This is a genomic window from Paenibacillus sp. FSL K6-0276 (genome assembly GCF_037977235.1).
In the GTDB taxonomy this organism is placed as follows: domain Bacteria; phylum Bacillota; class Bacilli; order Paenibacillales; family Paenibacillaceae; genus Paenibacillus_AQ.
This window is the reverse complement of record NZ_CP150276.1, coordinates 4,971,879-4,990,872: the sequence shown is the minus strand read 5'-3', so window position 1 is coordinate 4,990,872 and position 18,994 is coordinate 4,971,879. Positions and strand designations below refer to the sequence as shown.

At 45.9% G+C, this 18,994-nt stretch carries 12 protein-coding genes; 11 read left to right on the top strand and 1 reads right to left on the bottom strand.

The features are described 5' to 3' along the window. The first annotated feature begins 28 nt into the window (after positions 1-28). The 10 genes from MHH52_RS23570 to MHH52_RS23525 all read left to right on the top strand — a co-directional run bounded on the left by MHH52_RS23570 (position 29) and on the right by MHH52_RS23525 (position 16,490). Complete coding sequence (locus tag MHH52_RS23570; protein WP_313636630.1) at positions 29-484, top strand: cupin domain-containing protein; 456 nt, start codon at positions 29-31, stop codon at positions 482-484. 233 nt (positions 485-717) lie between these two features. Beyond that, positions 718-1,668, top strand: a complete 951-nt coding sequence (locus tag MHH52_RS23565) for a sugar ABC transporter permease (RefSeq protein ID WP_313636631.1) — start codon at positions 718-720, stop codon at positions 1,666-1,668. After that, entirely contained in the window at positions 1,669-2,484 is an 816-nt protein-coding gene (locus tag MHH52_RS23560) for a carbohydrate ABC transporter permease (protein ID WP_313636632.1), read from the top strand. It abuts the gene before it with no gap. A 31-nt stretch (positions 2,485-2,515) separates the two neighbouring features. Continuing rightward, positions 2,516-4,876, top strand: coding sequence for a glycosyl hydrolase family 65 protein (locus MHH52_RS23555; protein ID WP_340004712.1), 2,361 nt, complete (start codon positions 2,516-2,518; stop codon positions 4,874-4,876). Beyond that, positions 4,860-5,552, top strand: coding sequence for a beta-phosphoglucomutase (gene pgmB, locus MHH52_RS23550; RefSeq protein WP_340009796.1), 693 nt, complete (start codon positions 4,860-4,862; stop codon positions 5,550-5,552). Before MHH52_RS23555 ends, pgmB begins: the two co-directional genes overlap by 17 nt. A 151-nt stretch (positions 5,553-5,703) precedes the next feature. Further along, positions 5,704-7,500, top strand: coding sequence for a sensor histidine kinase (locus MHH52_RS23545; protein ID WP_340004710.1), 1,797 nt, complete (start codon positions 5,704-5,706; stop codon positions 7,498-7,500). Next, a complete protein-coding gene (locus MHH52_RS23540) occupies positions 7,497-9,101 on the top strand; it encodes a response regulator (protein WP_340004708.1) in 1,605 nt (534 codons plus the stop codon). Before MHH52_RS23545 ends, MHH52_RS23540 begins: the two co-directional genes overlap by 4 nt. Positions 9,102-9,212: 111 nt before the next feature. Further along, positions 9,213-10,487 carry an extracellular solute-binding protein gene (locus tag MHH52_RS23535; protein WP_340004706.1) on the top strand — a complete coding sequence of 425 codons (1,275 nt, stop codon included), beginning with the start codon at positions 9,213-9,215 and terminating at the stop codon, positions 10,485-10,487. A gap of 78 nt (positions 10,488-10,565) precedes the next feature. Then, complete coding sequence (locus MHH52_RS23530) at positions 10,566-15,416, top strand: S-layer homology domain-containing protein (RefSeq protein ID WP_340004705.1); 4,851 nt, start codon at positions 10,566-10,568, stop codon at positions 15,414-15,416. Positions 15,417-15,653: 237 nt separating this feature from the next. Continuing rightward, on the top strand, positions 15,654-16,490 hold the full coding sequence (locus MHH52_RS23525) for an aldo/keto reductase (protein WP_340004703.1): 837 nt from the start codon (positions 15,654-15,656) through the stop codon (positions 16,488-16,490). A 101-nt stretch (positions 16,491-16,591) separates the two neighbouring features. On the opposite strand, the gene asnB is transcribed toward MHH52_RS23525, so the two are convergent. Continuing rightward, on the bottom strand, positions 16,592-18,436 hold the full coding sequence (gene asnB / locus MHH52_RS23520) for an asparagine synthase (glutamine-hydrolyzing) (protein WP_340004702.1): 1,845 nt from the start codon (positions 18,434-18,436) through the stop codon (positions 16,592-16,594). Between the two features lie 145 nt (positions 18,437-18,581). On the opposite strand from asnB, the gene MHH52_RS23515 reads away from it, so the two are divergent. Further along, a complete protein-coding gene (locus MHH52_RS23515; protein WP_340004700.1) occupies positions 18,582-18,938 on the top strand; it encodes a hypothetical protein in 357 nt (118 codons plus the stop codon). The last annotated feature ends 56 nt before the right edge of the window (positions 18,939-18,994 follow it).

The window sequence follows — 18,994 nt, the reverse complement described above, 5'->3', positions numbered from 1 at the left end:
ATGCAAACTTTGAAGGAGAGAAGCTAACGTGACACAAAAAGAAATTTCACCGCTAGTTGAACTGCTCGGACTACAGCCTCACGTTGAGGGTGGTTGGTACAAAAGACTTTGGAACTCCGGGTTTGAAATTCCGCAGGAAGTGCTTGGCGATAGCTATTCCGGATCGCGGCAATCAGCATCTTCGATTTATTTTCTGCTTCATGAGGGTGAACAATCCGAATGGCATACGGTATTGTCCGATGAAATATGGTTCTGGCATTCCGGCAGTCCAATAGTGCTGAGTCTCGGAGGCAGTGGAGATAAGCCTGAGGATGTGAAGGAAGTTATCTTAGGTCTCGATATTGCTGCGGGTCAGCAGCCGCAGGTAGTAGTTCCAGCAGGCGTATGGCAGGCCGCTCGTCCGTTAGGAAAAGAACCGGTACTGGTATCCTGTATTGTTTCTCCTGAATTCCATTTTGATGATTTCAAACTGATTGAGAAATAAAGCGTTGCTCCTGTCAAAATAGTAAAGAACCAATAAAGTAGCGAGTCTCCGTTCATGGGGGCTCGCTTTTTTTGCGTCCGGTCGTTGGCAGCCTGCCTTATGTCATAAATGCACAATGTAAAAATCCTCGGAGTCTTGTAAATATCCTCTATTCCAGTGGAACCGGCCAATTCTTATGATGGAGTTACAACAAATATACGAACAAGGGGTTCGTAAGTGGAAGGAGTAACACCATGAAGCCAAATTTAGAAACTAATCTCTCTCAGCACAAGTCAAAGCGCGGGTTCGGGACAAGATTGTCCGAATTAGGGAGTTCATCAACGTTCGTAGGCTACTTGTTTGTCGCCCCCATCCTGATTTTGATGGGAATCTGGTTTTATTACCCGCTGGTACAATCGTTTATCTACAGCTTTAAGGATATCAGCTTCCTAAATCCGGATGCAGCCAAATTTATCGGATTCGGAAACTATGTGGAGATTGTCCAGGATAAGGACTTCTGGACGGCTTTGAGCCATTCCTTATTGCTGACCGTAGTAGCGGTACCGCTGCAGGCGATCATCGCCTTGGTGATTGCAGTGAACCTGAACAAGGTGATGCACCTTAAGGGTGTGTTCCGCACACTGTATTACATGCCATATATTACCTCAACCATTGCGGTGACGACTGTATTTATGTATTTGTTCATGCAAAATGACGGAATTGCAACCCAGTTACTGACCTGGTTTGGTTTCCCCGACGTTTCATGGTACGCCAACGTCAAGTATGCACTTCCATTTTTAATGATCCTTACCGTTTGGACGTATGTAGGATTCTACATGGTAGTGTACTTGGGTGGCTTGCAAACCATTCCAAACGATATTTATGAAGCGGGTCGTGTGGACGGAGCAAATGGATGGCAGCAGTTCTGGAAGCTTACGGTTCCTATGTTGAAACCAGTGACCTTCCTTGTCATAATGTCCGGGATTATTAACGTCATGCAACTGTTTGACCAGCCTTATGCCTTGGCGAGAAACGGCTCGCTCGGAAGTCCGGCCGGTGCAACGAGCACGATCGTAACTTATTTCTACAGCCAGGCATTCAGCTTCAACCGTTCCGGTTACGGTAGTGCTGCAGCATTTATTATTTTCGCCCTTATTATTGCGCTGTCTATGCTTCAAAAACGCTTTCTTAAGGAGGAGATTTAGATGATGCTTAACCGGAAAACTCAAATTTTACGCTATGTACTACTGTTCGCATTCTCCATATTCTTCGTCGTGCCGTTTGGTTATGCCATCTATACTTCGCTTTTGTCCAAAGCAGACATCGGGCATCTTGTGCTGCCAAGCCAGTGGACATTTGAAAACTACAGGGACATCTTCGAAACCTCCGATATATTGATCTGGTATAAGAACTCGATCATCGTAACGTTCGGTATTTTGATTGGTAACTTGTTTGTTAATACGACGGCTGCCTACTCCTTGGCTCGTATTAATTTTCGGGGTAGAGGCGTAGTGTTTTTCCTAGTGATCGGGATGATGATGGTGCCTTACCAAGTAATGATTATTCCGATTTTCTCCATGATCGTTGATTTGAAATGGCTTAACAGCTATCAAGGTCTCATTATTCCATTTCTGTTCCAGGGCTTCCTTGTCTTTCTGATGCGTCAATTCTTCTTGACCGTGCCGAAGGAGCTTGAAGAGGCAGCGGAGGTTGACGGATTAAGCAAGATCGGTATTTTCTACCGGATTATGCTTCCGCTATCCAAAGGTGCGATCGGCACACAGATTATATTCAGCTTTACCGGTACATGGAACTCTTTCGTTTGGCCGGTGACCTTGGTGAATGACAGTCGTTGGTATGTAATGACTGTTGGTCTGAACACACTTAAGAATCGTTATTTTGAATGGCCAAACCTCACGATGACCGGTGTTGTACTCTTGACCCTGCCAATCATTATCGTCTTCTTGATGTTCCAGCGCCATATGGTGCAAGGAATTGCCACTACAGGACTGAAAGGTTAATACAGAATATGTTCAGACAGGGGGATGTAAAGTGATTGAATATAAAGGGTTGAATGCGCTCGATGACGGATGGGTGATTGCGGAAACAGAGTTTGACGCTAGATTTTTAGGGAAGTTCGAAACCATTTTTTGTCAGGGGAACGGATATCTTGGGCTAAGAGCTGCTACAGAGGAGTCCTATCCGGGTGAACGCCGCAACTTGTTTGTTGCAGGAGCGTTTAACCGCTTTGCCAATCAGGAGGTTACAGAGCTTCCGAATGCCGCAGATATGGTGCAGCTCGAAATCCGTCTGAACGGTAAACCATTTCATTTAGAAAAAGGAAAAATTCACAGCTACCGTCGGGAGCTGGATTTACGGCAAGGAGAGCTCCGGCGTGACATCCTCTGGGAGGATGAGCACGGCGATCAGTTTAAGATGACTTTCCTGCGGTTCGTATCGCTACAGGACCGGCATCTAATGGGTATGCGGGTGGAAATTACCCCGCTGACGAAATCCGCGGAAATTTTTATTTCTTCCGGTATCAACGGGCAGATGACAAATTCGGGCGCACAGCATTTTATAGAAGGTGAGCGGCGGGTGTTTGATAAAGAGCTGCTCCAGCTTACCGCAACGACATCGGAGTCGAATATTGAATTTGTACATACCTGTGTCCATCAGATGTATGAGGGGGGTGTACGTCTTACAACTGCGCCAGCTCCGAGCATGGATCGCAGAAAAGTTTCACTGACTTACAAGCTTAAAGCGGAAGTCGGCAAGTGCATTACGCTGGATAAGGTGGCTTCGGTGCATACGAGTCATGATAAGGAGTGGAGAGATCGGGGGGCCGCGCATCAAGCTTTGCAGGATACCGCCCGGGAATATCTCAGCAAGAAGGCAGAGAAAGGCTTTGATGTACTTGTTAATGAAAACGAGCAGGCCTGGAAAAGCGTATGGGCCAAAGCCAACATTGAGATCAAGAGCAACGACGTCTTTGATCAGTTGGCCATCCGTTTTTCACAGTATCATCTGCTTCTGATGACACCTGCTCATGACAGTCGTTTCTCTGTAGGAGCCAAGGGACTGACAGGAGAGGGATACAAGGGACACGTATTCTGGGACACAGAAATTTTTATTCTGCCATACTTTTTGTATATGGACCCGCAGACAGCCCGTAAGCTGGTGGAATATCGTTATCACACCTTGAACGGTGCGAGGACAAAAGCGCGTGACAATGGTTATCGCGGCGCGATGTACCCTTGGGAATCCGCAGCAACCGGCGAGGAAGAGACTCCTGAGTGGGGCCCTGTAGATATCGTTACCGGAAAGCCAACCTTTATTTGGACAGGCAAAATCGAACAGCATATTACAGCGGACGTGGCATATGGCGTGTGGCATTATTATCAGGCTACCGGTGATCAGGAATATATGGACCGGTACGGATATGAGATTATATTTGAAACAGCCACTTTCTGGGCAAGCCGGCTGGAGTGGAGCGATAAGGAACAGAAGTATCATATCTGTGATGTGATTGGTCCGGACGAATATAAGGAACATGTCTCTAACAATGCATTCACTAACTATATGGCCTACTGGAATATGACAAAAGCAATCGAATGCACCCGCAAGCTTATGCAAGCGCAAAGTGATGTTTATTTGACTTTGGAAAGTAAGTTGGCTCTAACCGAGCGATTGAAGGAATGGGAGGATAAATCCAAGCAGATCTATCTGCCGCAGCCGGATATGCATTCGTTCATCATTCCGCAGGACGATACTTATTTGAACAAGCAAATTATTGATCTGGAGAAGTACCGTGATCAGGATCAGGTGGCTTCCATTCTTGCCGACTACAGCATGACCCAGCTCAGTGAAATACAGGTTTCGAAGCAGGCGGATATTCTCGTTTTGTTTTACTTACTGGAGGACTGGTTCTCTAAAGAGACTAAAGCGGCGAATTGGCATTATTACGAGCCGAAAACGTTGCATGACTCTTCGCTCAGCTTATCCACGCACAGTATGCTGGCTAGCGATGTCAATGAACTGGAATTGGCTTATGATATGTTTGCCAAGGCAGCCCGCATTGATTTGGGTACAAACATGCATAGCTGCGATGAAGGTATTCATTCAGCTTCGATTGGCGGCATTTGGAAGGCAGCGATCATGGGTTTTGGCGGGGTTCGTTCCTGGGAGGGCTCTCTTCGCCTGAACCCGAAACTTCCACAGGCCTGGGAGCGCTTGTCTTTCCCGCTTGCCTGGCAGGGTGAGCGTCTGCAGGTGACGGTTACCCGTGGCAAGCTGGAGGTGGAGCGCCTAACTTCAGGATTGGGTGAGCTTACCTTGCTCATTCATGGCCGAGAATACGTGTTGAAGGATCGTATCGTTACAGACTTGAAGGAGGCTGAGCGAAGTGAATAAAGAACATCAGGAGATTCAAGCCTTAATTTTTGATCTGGACGGAGTGATTACCGATACGGCGAAATATCATTATGAAGCCTGGAAGCAGTTGGCGGAGGAACTGGGTATTCACTTTGACCTAGAATTTAATGAGCAGCTCAAGGGTATCGACCGCATGGCTTCTCTGGAAAAAATACTGAGTCAACTACCGGACGGCGGTGCAGCCTTCACTTTGGAACAAAAACAGGAATGGGCTGAACGGAAGAACAACAACTATCAAGGCCTGATTCAGAGCGTGGATGAATCGGAAATTTTGCCAGGCATTCTGGAATTGTTCCATGATCTCAAGCAGGCTGGAATACCGATCGGGCTGGCTTCGGCCAGCCGCAATGCCGGAACACTGCTGCGGCAGTTGAAGGTAGAGTCTTATATTCATGTGATCGCCGATCCGGAAAGCGTGGCTCATGGAAAACCTGCACCGGATATTTTTCTGAAGGCGGCGGAGGCGCTAGGTGTTGACCCCCGTTATTGTGTTGGAGTAGAGGATGCAGAGGCTGGAGTTCAGGCGATAAAAAGTGCAGGGATGTTTGCCGTAGGGGTTGGTGATGCAGAGATCCTATCGAAAGCGGATTACATTGTTCCGGAAACATCGAAGCTCTCTTTGTCCAACATCCGGCAGCATATGGTAGGCCGTTGATCATAATTTAATTCTCAAAATACTATGTAAGTTGAACGAATTCGTCTTATCCGTTCAGCTTACATAGTTTGCTATTGAAGAAAAAGAGGATATAGCATAAGATTAATTCGTCAAAATACAACAAAATGTTACAAAAGGAGAGGATCTCATCATGCGGAAATGGAGTAGGTTTCGGGATCGCAACATACGGCAAAAGCTGTTTTTGACCTACACGCTGTTGATGATTGTTCCTCTCGTGGTGATTAGTATTTACTTCTACATATACGCCATGTCCGTTTTTGAATCCCGCATTGTGAAATCGTTTCAGGAGACGAATCAGCAGATGGTATCCACTGCGGACTCGTTTGTTAGCAGTATGTTCAAATCTTCGGAGCAGCCTTTTTATGACGAAAGACTGATGCAGATTTTGTCGAAGGATTATTCTGCTGAAACCTATGAGACGTTTGAAAAAAGTATGGATTTTCGCTACATAAGTGATAACGTTTTCAAAGAGTTGATGTCATTTAATCCGGATATTGATTCCATTCTGATCTACCCTGTAAATAGTTCATTAATCTACCGTAGGGGTTATGATACGACTTTCAATTATAGATATAGTCCGGTACATGAACCATGGTACCGGACCATTGTGAATAATGCGGAGAGGCCAATTCTGGTCGGCATGCACGAGGAGAAACAGATGTACGCCAAGCCCCGCCCTGTACTATCTGTAGGCCGTGTACTGGTGGATGTGGGTACCTATCAGAAGCTTGGTGTGCTGCTCATTAATTTCCGGATGGATAAGCTTGAGAAGCTATTCAGCGGACTGGGTGACAAACAGGACGTAAACCAGTTCATCGTGGATGATAAAGGGATGGTTGTGTTCAGTTCAGATCCGGCCATGATTGGGATGGAATATAGTCAGGTCATGGCAAAAATGAAGCCGGACAAAGAAAACTACTATGTTGTTCACGATAAGTCCAATGTGTCAGGATGGCAATTCTACAGCATCGTTCTTCGTGACAAGCTGCTCGCCGAAATTAACCAGATACGCAATTTTTCTACACTGCTGCTTCTTTTGTTGATTATGTTGGGTTTCGTAACAGCATACCTTGTATCCGGCAGTATCACCAATCCGATTCGAAGGCTCAATCGGCTGATGCGCAAGGTAGAGAAGGGGGATTTTGATGTTACGGCTCAGCAGGACAGTCTGGATGAAGTGGGACATTTGTCGCGTTCCTTTAACCGGATGACTGCCGAAATCAAAGAATTGATTGAGCAAACCAAAATTGAAGAGAAGAAGAAGCGGAGTGCGGAACTTAATGCGCTGCAAAATCAAATTAATCCGCATTTCATTTATAATACGCTCTCCGTGATTAAATGGATGGCGCAGGCTCAAATGGCGAACAACATTACGGAAACGGTAGATGATATGATCAAAGTTCTGTCCTTTTCCACACGTAATACTCAGGAGTTTGTTTCTATTGAAGAAGAAGTGGCCTTTATACACAGCTATCTGGAACTGCTGCAGCTCAGGTACTTTAATGTGTTTGATTTTGAAATCGATGTTGCACCGAATGTTTTGGAATGCAGAACGTTAAAATTCATGGTGCAGCCTTTTGTGGAGAATGCGGTGTTTCACGGCTTTGCAGAAGACTCTCGTCAATATAACTTGAGTATACGTGTGCAGAGAAAAGGCAACGATATTCAGTTTACGATCTCGGATAACGGGATGGGGATCTCGGAGGAACAGCTAAGTAGGCTCTTGCAACAGGAAATGTCGGACGGGCAAACGATGAATTCCATTGGTGTGGGCAATGTCTCCAAAAGACTAAAGCTTCATTTTGGAGCGAGGTATGGGGTGACCATACATAGCCAAGAAGGGGAAGGAACTACCGTTCTTATCCTGATACCTGCCATGGAGCATCCTCAGAACCACGCTGGAACAAGGAAAGAGGGATACGCATGAAAATCATGATTGTGGACGACGAGTCCTTTATCCGAATGAATTTTAAGACATTTGTGGACTGGAAACATCATGGCTATTACCTAGTAGGCGAAGCTACAAACGGCAGAGAGGCTTTGGAGAAAATAGATGAGCTTCATCCGGATGTGGTTTTTTTAGATATCCGAATGCCACTGATGGATGGGCTTGAGGTTCTAAGGCAGCTCCGGCACGCCAAACATTCCTGTAAAGTTATTATTCTCAGCAGCCATAATGAGTTTGAGTATGCCCAAGAGGCGCTTAGGCTAGGTGCATGCGATTATATTCATAAACCGAATCTGACCCAGTCCGCTGTATTTGAAGCGTTGGAGCGTGTCCGGACACAGGTGAATCATCAGCCTGTGGGGGATCATCTTGTTTCCTTACAGCAAAATGTGGAGAAGAACCGGAATGAGTTGAAAACGCTTTTTTTTCGGGATTTAGCGGTCGGTGTTGTTCGTCATGAGTGGGAAATTGAGCAAAAGACAAAGCTGTACGATCTGAAGCTGAAACAGCCCAATGTGCTCTGCATTGTTATGTTGATTGATCAGTATGACAAGGTGAAGGAACGTTACAATAAGGGAATGGAGCATTTACTCGGGTTCTCGATCCTGAATATTTTGCAAGAAGTGCTTAATCGGTACAGCGAGCTAGAGCTGTTTCTGATGAGTCCGAACGAGCTGGTTATTATAAAAACGTATTCCGGCATCAGAAGTATGAATGAGATTCTGGAAGAACGCTGGGGACTCATCCGTAAAATTGAAAAGACATTGAAGCAGTTTCTGAACATACAAGTCAGTTTTCTTATCAGCGGGCTGCACGCCCGTCTGCTTGATATTCCTAAAGCTTATCATGAAGCCCAGGAATCGGCCGAAATGCTATTTTATGAAGATCGCAGCAACGTTGTTGTCTACGAACCAGGGAGCATCAAGGAATTGAATGATAAGGCGTCGTTCACTCTGTTTGAACAGCGCATTCGCAAGGAAATGGACGAAAAGAACGTATCTTCTGCTATCTCCGTAGTTCATGAGATGTTTGCCGCGATCAAGGAGAAGAGATCTTTGGGACGTCATGCCACTTTGGAAATGTGCGTGAATTTGCACTGCCAGATTCAGTCCCACATGAAGGAGGACAGCGGCGAGGAAGACTATAATGGGATGCAGGAAATCATGTCCGCCGAGCGTTTGGAGCATCTTCACCTGCTGCTGATCCAGGAGCTGGAGAGTCTGCAGGAGAGCTATACGGATGCGGCCACATCTACGAACTACAAGATTAAGCGGGTCATTGATTATATTCACCAGAACTACAATCAAGATTTGACACTGAATGAACTAGCCGGTTATGTCGGTCTGAACAACAGCTATCTGAGCCGTATTTTTAAGGAGCAAACCGGTTCCATGCTGATCCCGTACATCAATGGACATCGTGTGAAAAAGTCTCTAGAGCTACTTAAAGAAGGAAAACTGAAAACGTATGAGATCGCGGAAAAGGTAGGGTTTAACAGTATTGACAACTACTATATCAGCTTTAAGAAGATCTATGGGCTCCCTCCGAACGAATACCGAAAGACAAGCATGGGAAAGTAAAAAATCACAAAGATATGTAAAGATCCTCTGTTTGCTCTCGAATGCTGTATAGCTAAGATGAAGATAACACCACTTACGGTGAATCTTCTTAAATAAAAGGGGTAGTGACAAATGAGAAAGAAGTCAGTCCTGTTATTGTGCTCTCTGATGTTGATGCTGTCTACGGCAGCATGTGGCAACAAATCCAATACCGGTAACTCTGGCAACGGAGCTTCAGACAACGCTGGAGCGGCAAAGACGGAGAAGCAAGAAACCGTCGAAGTCACGATGGCATACTGGGCCAATGCGTCCGAACAAAAGAACTTCGAATTTATGGTTGACGGCATTGATAAAGAATATCCGAACATTAAAGTTAAGATGCAAATGTATCCAACCAGTGATGAGTTTTGGAAAGCGGTTCCAACGGCGATTGCTGCCGGGGTAGGGCCTGATATCATCGCAATGTCGGATGAAGGAAACTATGAGTATATCAAGAAAGGCGTACTCTCTCCACTAGATGAGATGATCGACAAAGTGGGGTTTGATAAAGACCGCATTACTGGATCGCTGTACAAAGGCTGGACAGATGATAATAAACTTTATGGAATTCCTTACGATTCTTCTACTTCCATGATGGCGATCAACAAAGAGATGTTTGAAAAATCAGGAATTACTAAATATCCGGAAACGATGGATGAGGTCGTTGAGCTGGCCAAAGCCATGACTAAGGATGGTGTGAAAGGTATTATCGGCAGTATCGATCCATTTCACATCACTCAATATGTTCACGCTTTCGGCGGAGACTGGGGCTTCGGAAAAACGATTAATTCTAAAGAAAACGTAGCTGGAGTGCAGTTCTTCGTGGACCTTTTCCTCAAAAATAAGGTTGCTATTGCTCCGATCGAAGTAGGGGCTCCATGGGACGGCGAAGTATTCAGTCAAGAAAAAGGTGCTATGTCCACAGCTGGTCCATGGTATGTAGGCCATTTGAAAGAAGCCAACCCTGACATGGGATTGATTGCTTTGCCGATGCCTAAAGGTACGGTAGAAGCACAAAGCGCTTACTCTCATGGCTTGTCAATTCTGGACGGCAGCAAGCATAAGGAAGAAGCTATGCAAGTGATCAAGTATGCGCTGCGTGATGAAGCACAATTGAATGCGATTGAGGCGGTTGGATATTCACCGTCAGTATCTTCTCTGCTTCCTAAATATTTGGAGAAGAATCCTGAATTGAAAGCAGTATTCGACAATATGGAAAAAGTGGGCATGCCTTTTGCTTACCCTGAACAAACCAAAGCGTTTCATGCTGATCTGCTTAAAGGCGTAGAGGAAATCATCTTTAAGCAAGACGGATTGACGGTTGAACAATTGCTGAATGATCTCCAAAGCAAATACGGAGAAAAGTAGTTATCGAGCGGTTGGACTTTGCCATAACCAAAGTCCAACCATTTTTTTCACAATCAAATAAGGAGGTCAAAGGGGAAAATGAAAAGGTCGCTTAACAGTGTCATTTCAAAGATTGTACTCATGTGCTTGTTCATAACATCCATCGGTCCCGTGTACTCTATGCAGGCAGCACCCGCAGCACCCGCTCCTAAGATTAATGAAGGCGTGGTCAATGGCGAGTTTCCACTGAATTTAACACAAACGGGGGATATCGACTGGCTGCATTTTAAAGCGGATAACTTGAATCAGCTTCAACGAATTCAGAAGGCAGGCCCAAACTCGGTCACCTTCAGCGTATATGGGGATACGGCAACTGAGGGCAAATTGAACAGAGGCACCGATGCCGATTACATGTCCTATACCTGGAGCAACGGTATGCCAGGATTTGAATATGGTTTAAATGACACGGGGACAGGTCTATTTTATCCAAAGTCCAGTCGAGATAAAGGGAGCTATAACAATGTTGGCTGGGATATTGAAGTAGCAGCGCAACCGCAGGATTCCACCCTAGTATTTGGTCTTGGGTTGTGGCAAGCGGATGTAGATCTTAACATCTATACTGATGATGTACTTTCGGTAACCCGAAACGTCTACGGCGATTCTGTTTCCAAGAACTATAAGTATCAAGTCAACGTGCCTGCTAATGTGAAGCTGAAAATTGAAGGGCGTTTGACAAAGGTTGTAGCGAAGAACGGAAATATGTCATTCTCTGGACTTGCTTTAAGCAGTATGGCACTTGCGGATAAATTGGCGCTGCAAAATGAATACAACAGAGTTAGCAATATGACGCAAGGTCTTTATACAAATGAGACGTGGCAGGTTCTGGTGAATACGCTGGCTGCTGCCAAGCTTGTACTTGATCGAACAGAGGCAACCCAGCCAGAAGTTGACAGCGCTATCAATGCTTTGGTAGCGGCGCAGGTTGGTCTGGTGAAGAGAGAATCGAACATTGTAATCGATTTTACGGATAAAGCGTTCAAGGAGTATACTTTCGGTGCTAAAACCGATCAACAGGACAGATATCAAACCTTCACAGTGAAGGAAGCTGTTGATATGAAGTATGTACAGGTGAATGTCAAAAGATATAAAGAGCCTGTGAGCGACTTGATTATCAAATTGTATGCAGTGAACAGTGAAGGGCTGCCGACTGGAGATCCACTAGTCCAAACGACAGTGGACAAAAACCGGATTGTGGACGGAGGACTCACTACTGCGGAGTTGAGCTACAGTCTCCTTCAGGATACGCGGTATGCGCTCGTTCTGACTCAACAAGAGCGGGGCTCCGGGGAATACCGCTGGGTCATCATGTCCAAAAACTTTGAATCTCAAAAGGAGTCCTTTGGTAAATCGACATCAGGTGTCTTTAAATCTGAAGCGAGTCTGGGCACGGGCATCATGAGAATTGTGAAAGAGGGTAACGTGGATCGGGCCCCGCTGCAGGGCTTGATTGAAGAGCTTAAGCAATATAACAGACAGCTTTACACGCTCCAGAGCTGGTCTTCCTTGGAGATAGCATTGAGCAGCGCTCATGAGCGCTTGAACGATGTGGATGTTAAACAGGTAGAGCTTGATACGGCATTAAATCAGGTGCAAACAGCATTTAATAACCTAGTGCTAAGTACGAACCTGGATGTAATGGCTAAACAGATGGAGACGATCAGCCAAGCGGCCCTGATTGGCTACACCAGCCAGTCGGCAGATGCTTTGCATCAAGCGATCCAGGAAGCACAAGCTTTGAATACCGGTGCATCCGAGCAAGAACGGATCAAGGCATATTCAAAAGTGCTGAATGCCTTGGACGGATTACAACTGGAACTGAAATATCAGTATGAATTGAACCCTAAAATGACAGCTGGGTTTGGTTTTGAAGGTGACAAGAACGCCACTCTGGCTTTCCTCGATGGATCCTATCAGATCGGCGGAACCCGTCCTATGCAGAATGGGTTTGTGGCAACTAAACAAATCGTTACGTTCGGTGCGACAAATACGTCGGGCATCAAATGGTATAACGCAGAAGGCTATCTGCCGGTATTTATAAATGAGTTTGCCAAAGACAATATGGACTATAAAATTGAATCGTTTGGCAACAAGCAGACGGTAGAAAGCAAAGACTACGTTATTAACTATTCCAGAATGACGGTTACCAATCATTCGGATGAGATGCGCCTGCTGCCGGTTGTATCTGCCAATCTGGTTCCGATGAATCAGGCTGCAAACGAAGTTTATACGATCAAACCTGGTGAGACTGTTATCAGAGAGTTTGCCATCGAAGGGGATAAGTATGAATATTTCGATGCGGGAAAAACGAGCTTTACATCTTTAACGAGAGAGCAAGTATCGAAACTGGGTACGTTTGATAGCAACTACAGTGAGATGAAATCATACTGGAATAACCGGCTGTCCACAGTAGTTGATATCGATCTGCCGAATAAAGAGCTAGTCAATGCTTTTAAAGCGGGCTACATTTACAACATGATCATTAAAGACGGCAATTATCTGCATGTGGGTGAGAATGGTTATGCCAGACTTTACTCTCACGATACCATCGGGATTGTTGTTCAATTGATTCAGAGCGGCGACTTTGCACACGCAAAAGAGTATCTGAAAAGCATACCTCTTACCGGAGGAATCAACATCGAGACTGGTCAAGTGGATCCGAACCTGTTCTGGGATGCCAACTGGAAGCTTCCGTGGACTTATGCCGTATATTTGAGTAAAACAGGTGACACATCCATATTTGATGAAATGATGAAAGCGGATGACGGATCAGTGGGTTCCGTTTTCGATAAGAGAGTAAAATTCGGGGCAAGAAGTATTGAAAGCGACCGTGCTGGAGACGGCCGAATTATGAAAGAAACGAAAGCTATAGATTCATTGGGGTATTGGACGATTGACAATTACTCCGCACTGACTGGTTTGGCATCTTATGAATATATCGCGCGTGAGCTGTATAAGGTGAAAGGCCATGAAAGTTATCTGGCAGAGGCGGAATGGGCCAAGGCTCAATACGAAGATCTACTCGCTGCTTTCACAGCCAAATTGCAAAAAACAATCACTGACAAAGCTCTGAACTATATTCCGGCATCTGTCGTGCAAAGTAATGATGAGAACCGGATGAAAGACTCCCGGGATGCCAACTGGGCTTCTATGTTCCTGTTCGGAAGATGGCTGTGGGATGGATATTTGTTTGGAGCGAACCAGCCAGAGGACAATATCAACCTGACGATGCTCGACGACACATACACCTATGGTATGGAGCGACGTGTCAACGAAGGGACAACCGATTCTCCGTATAACTTTGGCGGTTATCCTCACGGTTTCTACTCCAGTGCTTATAATGCCGGTTACGGAAGCTCCGCGCTTCGCGGTGAGAAATACAGAGACATGGGAATTAAAGCTTACGAGTTTATGATTGAAAATTCCATGAGTGGACCGTTCAGTTGGTGGGAAGGTGTTGCTTACCCTGCTACAGAATCCAGCCCTTGGACGGCAGTCAATGATGAACTTGGTGTTCGTAATACGCCTGGCGGGGGCGGATCGGCCCAGCATATGTGGGGGCAGGCCGTCAACTCGAAGGTATTGGTGGACTCGCTGATCACTGAGCGTATCTATGATCAGAACACAAAATACGAAATTATTGTGGGCCGTGGCATTCCTAAAGAGTGGGTTACGGATGCCGATAAGAACAACAATGTGGTAGCGGATGTTCAGAACTATCCTGCATTCCAAGGCGGAAGAGTAGGATACAATGTGGTTAGAAAAGCAAACCAGCTTGTGTTTACATTTACGACCAGTCTGGAGCAGGCTAAAGCTGATACGAGCAATGCACAAATCAGCATTCAATTGCCTAGTATGGTTAACAACATTCTGAAGGCTTCCGAGGGTGTTGTAGACAATGTCAAAGGTATCGTTACCGTTCCGCTCAATACAAAAACGGTGGCCATTACTTTGAGTGATCTGCCTAAGCCTGCCGATGTCGACCTTGATAGGGAGGATCTTGCCATTGGATTCGCTACCGGTGACTCCAATGAATCGGTAACCCAAAACGTGGTGTTGCCAACGGAAGGAAAGCGCGGTAGCTTAATTACTTGGTCCTCAAGTGAGACGAATATAATTTCGAATACCGGTAAGGTGAAACGCCCATCCGTTTCTACTCAAGTGACGTTGAAAGCAACTTTGGAAAAAGACGGCGTTCAGGTTCAGAAGACGTTTGTCTTAACTGTTGCCAAGGCAGATGAAGATACGGGCAATAACGAAAACAACGGAAACAACGGAAACAATGGAAACAACGGTAATAACGGTAACAATAACAACAACGGTAACAATGGTAACAATGGTAACAACGGAAATTCGGTTAACCCGCCGAAGTTTACGGACATCTCTAATCACTGGGCACTCGATTCTATTGTTACCGCAGTAGAACGTGGAATTATCAAGGGTTATGAAGACGGAACATTCCGTCCGAATGCTGTGGTGAACCGCAGTGAGCTGATGGTTATGCTTGGCCGTGCGTTGAAACTCCCGCAGGCGGACACAACTCTTCCGTTTGAAGATGCATCTAGCATTCCGGCATGGGCGAAGTCTTACATCTCCAGTGCAGTCAAATCCGGACTTATTAAGGGATATGAGGATAATTCTTTCCGTCCTGACGGTAAAGTGACCCGGATTGAATTCGTAGCGCTGGTTGCGCGGGCACTCGATTTGAAGAGCGGTGCGAAGGCATCCCTGCCTTTTGCCGATGCCGATCAAATTCCTGCTTGGGGAAAAGAGTATGCTGCAGCGGTATATGAGGCAGGTCTGATCCTAGGCAAAGGCAATGATCGGTTTGCTCCGAATGATCCGGTAACGAGAGCTGAAGCGATTACCTTGCTTTTGAGAATGTCTAAATAAGAACAGAGGATAATGATTTTGGATTAGATTATTAAAACAGAGGTTTTGCGCATAATACGCAAGACCTCTGTTTTTTTATGCCTATATACAGAGGAGGGAGAAGCCGGATTATATGGAGTACCCATTTTGGTATGCCGGGACAGTCTGCTATACTTTCTGTGTCAGCGCTTGCTTCTGAAGCGTGATATTAGGTTAAGTAAGATTAACTAAATAACAATAAGCTTGGAGGGCTAAGCGATGAGTGAATTGAATGCACCGTTCTCAGGTGGACCCACTTTAAATGACGGAGTGACCATACCCTGGCTGGGCCTCGGTGTGTGGCAGTCTAAGGACGGCGAAGAGGTTATTCATGCGGTCAAAACTGCAGTGGAAGTTGGGTATCGCAGTATTGATACGGCAGCTGCTTACAATAACGAAGAAGGTGTTGGACAAGCTATTCGTGAGTGTGGAGTGGCCCGTGATGAGCTGTTTATTACAACTAAAGTATGGAATGCAGATCAAGGCTACGAATCGACACTCAAAGCGTTCGAGGTTAGCCGGCGTAAGCTGGGTCTGGATTACATTGATTTGTATCTCATTCACTGGCCGGTGGCAGGGAAGTACAGGGAGACATGGAAAGCCTTGATTCATCTGCAAAAAGAGGGCCTCATCAAATCCATTGGTGTGAGCAATTTTCAGATTCATCATCTGAAGGATATCATCGAGGACACCGGAGTGCTGCCAGTGGTGAATCAGGTGGAATTCCATCCATTGTTGACTCAACGCGAGCTGCTGAAGTATGCCAATGAGCAAGGCATCCAGCTTGAGGCTTGGAGTCCGCTAATGCAAGGGAATCTCGATCTACCCCTCCTCAAAGAGCTGTCAGAGAAGTATGGTAAGACCCCTGCTCAAATTGTACTTCGCTGGGATTTACAGCAAGGCGTCATTACGATTCCGAAATCGGTACATGCGGATCGAATCAAAGAGAATGCGGGATTCTTTGACTTCACACTTAGCGATGAAGACGTCAAGGCCATCGAAGATTTGAACAAAGACCATCGTTTTGGTCCAGATCCCGATAATTTTAACTTCTAAATGTAGCCACAGCCTATTGGGTAAAATATAAACCAAACAGCAAGTCACCAGATGAACGGTGACTTGCTGTTTGCATTTGGAGTACCTATTAGTTTTTACGTTTAACTAATGGAGACATTATATTTTCGCAGCCAGAGATCCACTTGGGCCAGATAAGCAAACAGCTGTGGGCCAGACATGAGTTGACCGAACCAAGGCAGATTGGTAGAGGATTCTGGGGAGGCGGCGATCTCACGGATTTTGGTAGCATCAATTAAAGGGAGTATAGGCGAAGTAGAGTCATCTAGAATGTTCAGTACTTGCGTTCGTACCGCATTTAAATAGGCTGGATTGTGGGTTTTTGGGTAGGGGCTTTTTTTACGATAAAGTACATCGTTAGGAAGAATTCCTTCAAGCGCTTTGCGCAAAATCCCTTTTTCACGACCGCCCAAGTTCTTGATTTCCCAAGGAATATTAAATACATATTGAACAAGCCGATGATCACAATAAGGTACACGTACCTCTAGTCCTGCACCCATACTCATTCTGTCCTTGCGGTCGAGCAAAGTTGGCATAAAGCGGGTAATATTTAAGTAGGACATCACGCGCATTTGTGCTTGTTTGCCTGTCTCTCCATCCAATTTTGGGACTTCTGCTACCGCATCGCTGTACCTGTCGCCCAAATATTCTAGCGGACGAATCCACTCGTTAAATTCAGGGGATAGTAGACTTGCACGCATTTTCGGAGCAACAGACCAAGGGAAAGTGCCTGACGAGAGCATCTCATCTCGATGGAACCAAGGATATCCGCCAAAAATCTCATCGGCAGCTTCACCGGAAATGGCCACAGTGGCATTCTTTTTAATCTCTCGGCAAAATAAATACAGGGAAGAGTCCACATCGGTCATCCCAGGTAAATCCCGTGAGTACAACGCATTATCAAGTGCTTCTACAAGCTCCGGCGTATCGAATGAGATATATTGGTGGTTCGTATTTAATTCATCGACCATTCGCTTAATCCACGGTCCATCTGCTCCGGGCTGAAAAGTATGACTCTTGAAGTGCTTGTCGTTATCGACATAATCGACGGAATACGAATCTACTCGTCCCTGACCATTTCTGTTGTAGTAATCCACTGCAAGTGCTGTTAGCGCACTGGAGTCCAGTCCTCCTGATAAAAGCGAGCAGACAGGAACGTCAGAGACTAGTTGGCGCTCTAGTGTATCTTGCAGCAGTTCACGCACCTTAGACGCTGTCTCTGCTTCGTTGTCAGTGTGCGCTCTACTCTCCAGCTTCCAATAGGCATAGCTTCGCAGACCTTCGCGGCTATAGATCATGGCATGCCCCGGGCGAAGTTCCTGCATATCCTTATAAACACCGTGTCCTGGTGTACGGGCTGGACCGATAATAAAGATTTCTGCTAGTCCTTCGGGACCTACAACCGGCTGTACCTTAGGGTGCTGAAGCAGTGCCTTAGGCTCCGAGCCGAATACTAAGACATCATCCACTTTGCTATAGAACAGGGGCTTCACACCTAAGCGGTCACGTGCAAAAAAGACCTGATCCCGAAGACCGTCCCACACCGCAAAGGCAAAGATCCCATTGAGCTTCTCTGCACAATCCGGTCCCCATTCGATATAGGCATGCAGCAGAACCTCGGTGTCACATTGGGTACGGAAATGATGACCCCGCTGCTTAAGTTCTTGTTTGAGCTCGGGAGCGTTATATAATTCGCCGTTGTAAACAATCGCGTATACCTGTTCCTCATGGCGGATGATCATAGGCTGTGCGCCGTTCTCTGGATCGATAACGCTAAGTCTGCGGTGACCGAAAGCACAGGGGCCTGAAATCCAAGTTCCAGTTGCATCGGGTCCGCGGTTTGCTAAAGTTTCAGTCATTTTGACCAGCAACTGAGAGTGCTGAGTGAGATCTCCGCGCCACTGGATAAATCCGGTTATTCCGCACATGATGGTTCATCCTCTCTTTTTGTGCGATTGTTGTCCTTACTTTTTTGCCAAGTAATACAGATATATGCCGAAGGAAGGCATAAAATGTATGTCCTTATCCGAACACTAGAGGAGAGGAGAATTTGCCAGGAGGGAAGGATGACAGGTGTATTATATTAAAGATGCCAAAATTCGCAGAATGATGGAGTATGACGGTGCACCTTGTGCAGAGGTAGGTGTGTTGCCAGGTGCTGTTAGTGATCCTGCGCTTTTGGTGTATATCGTAGAAGATCAGCGCGAAGAAGGATATGAGATTGTCCGTATCCTCACCAACGACGCGGATACTTCTACGGATTGGTTTGATAACAATATGCATGAAGCTTTTAAAGACGTAACTACGAGTGCGTTCACAGGTAGCTTGATTATGACACCTGATGATGAGCGTTCTAAGTTTCAGCGGGAATTAATGACTTATGGTGATTTGAAAAAGCAGCTGGAGCAGCAATTTCGAAATCTGGAGTAATATGGAGTGGAAACGAGGGTATTCTTACGCTATGAAAATAGCTAGGATACCCTCGT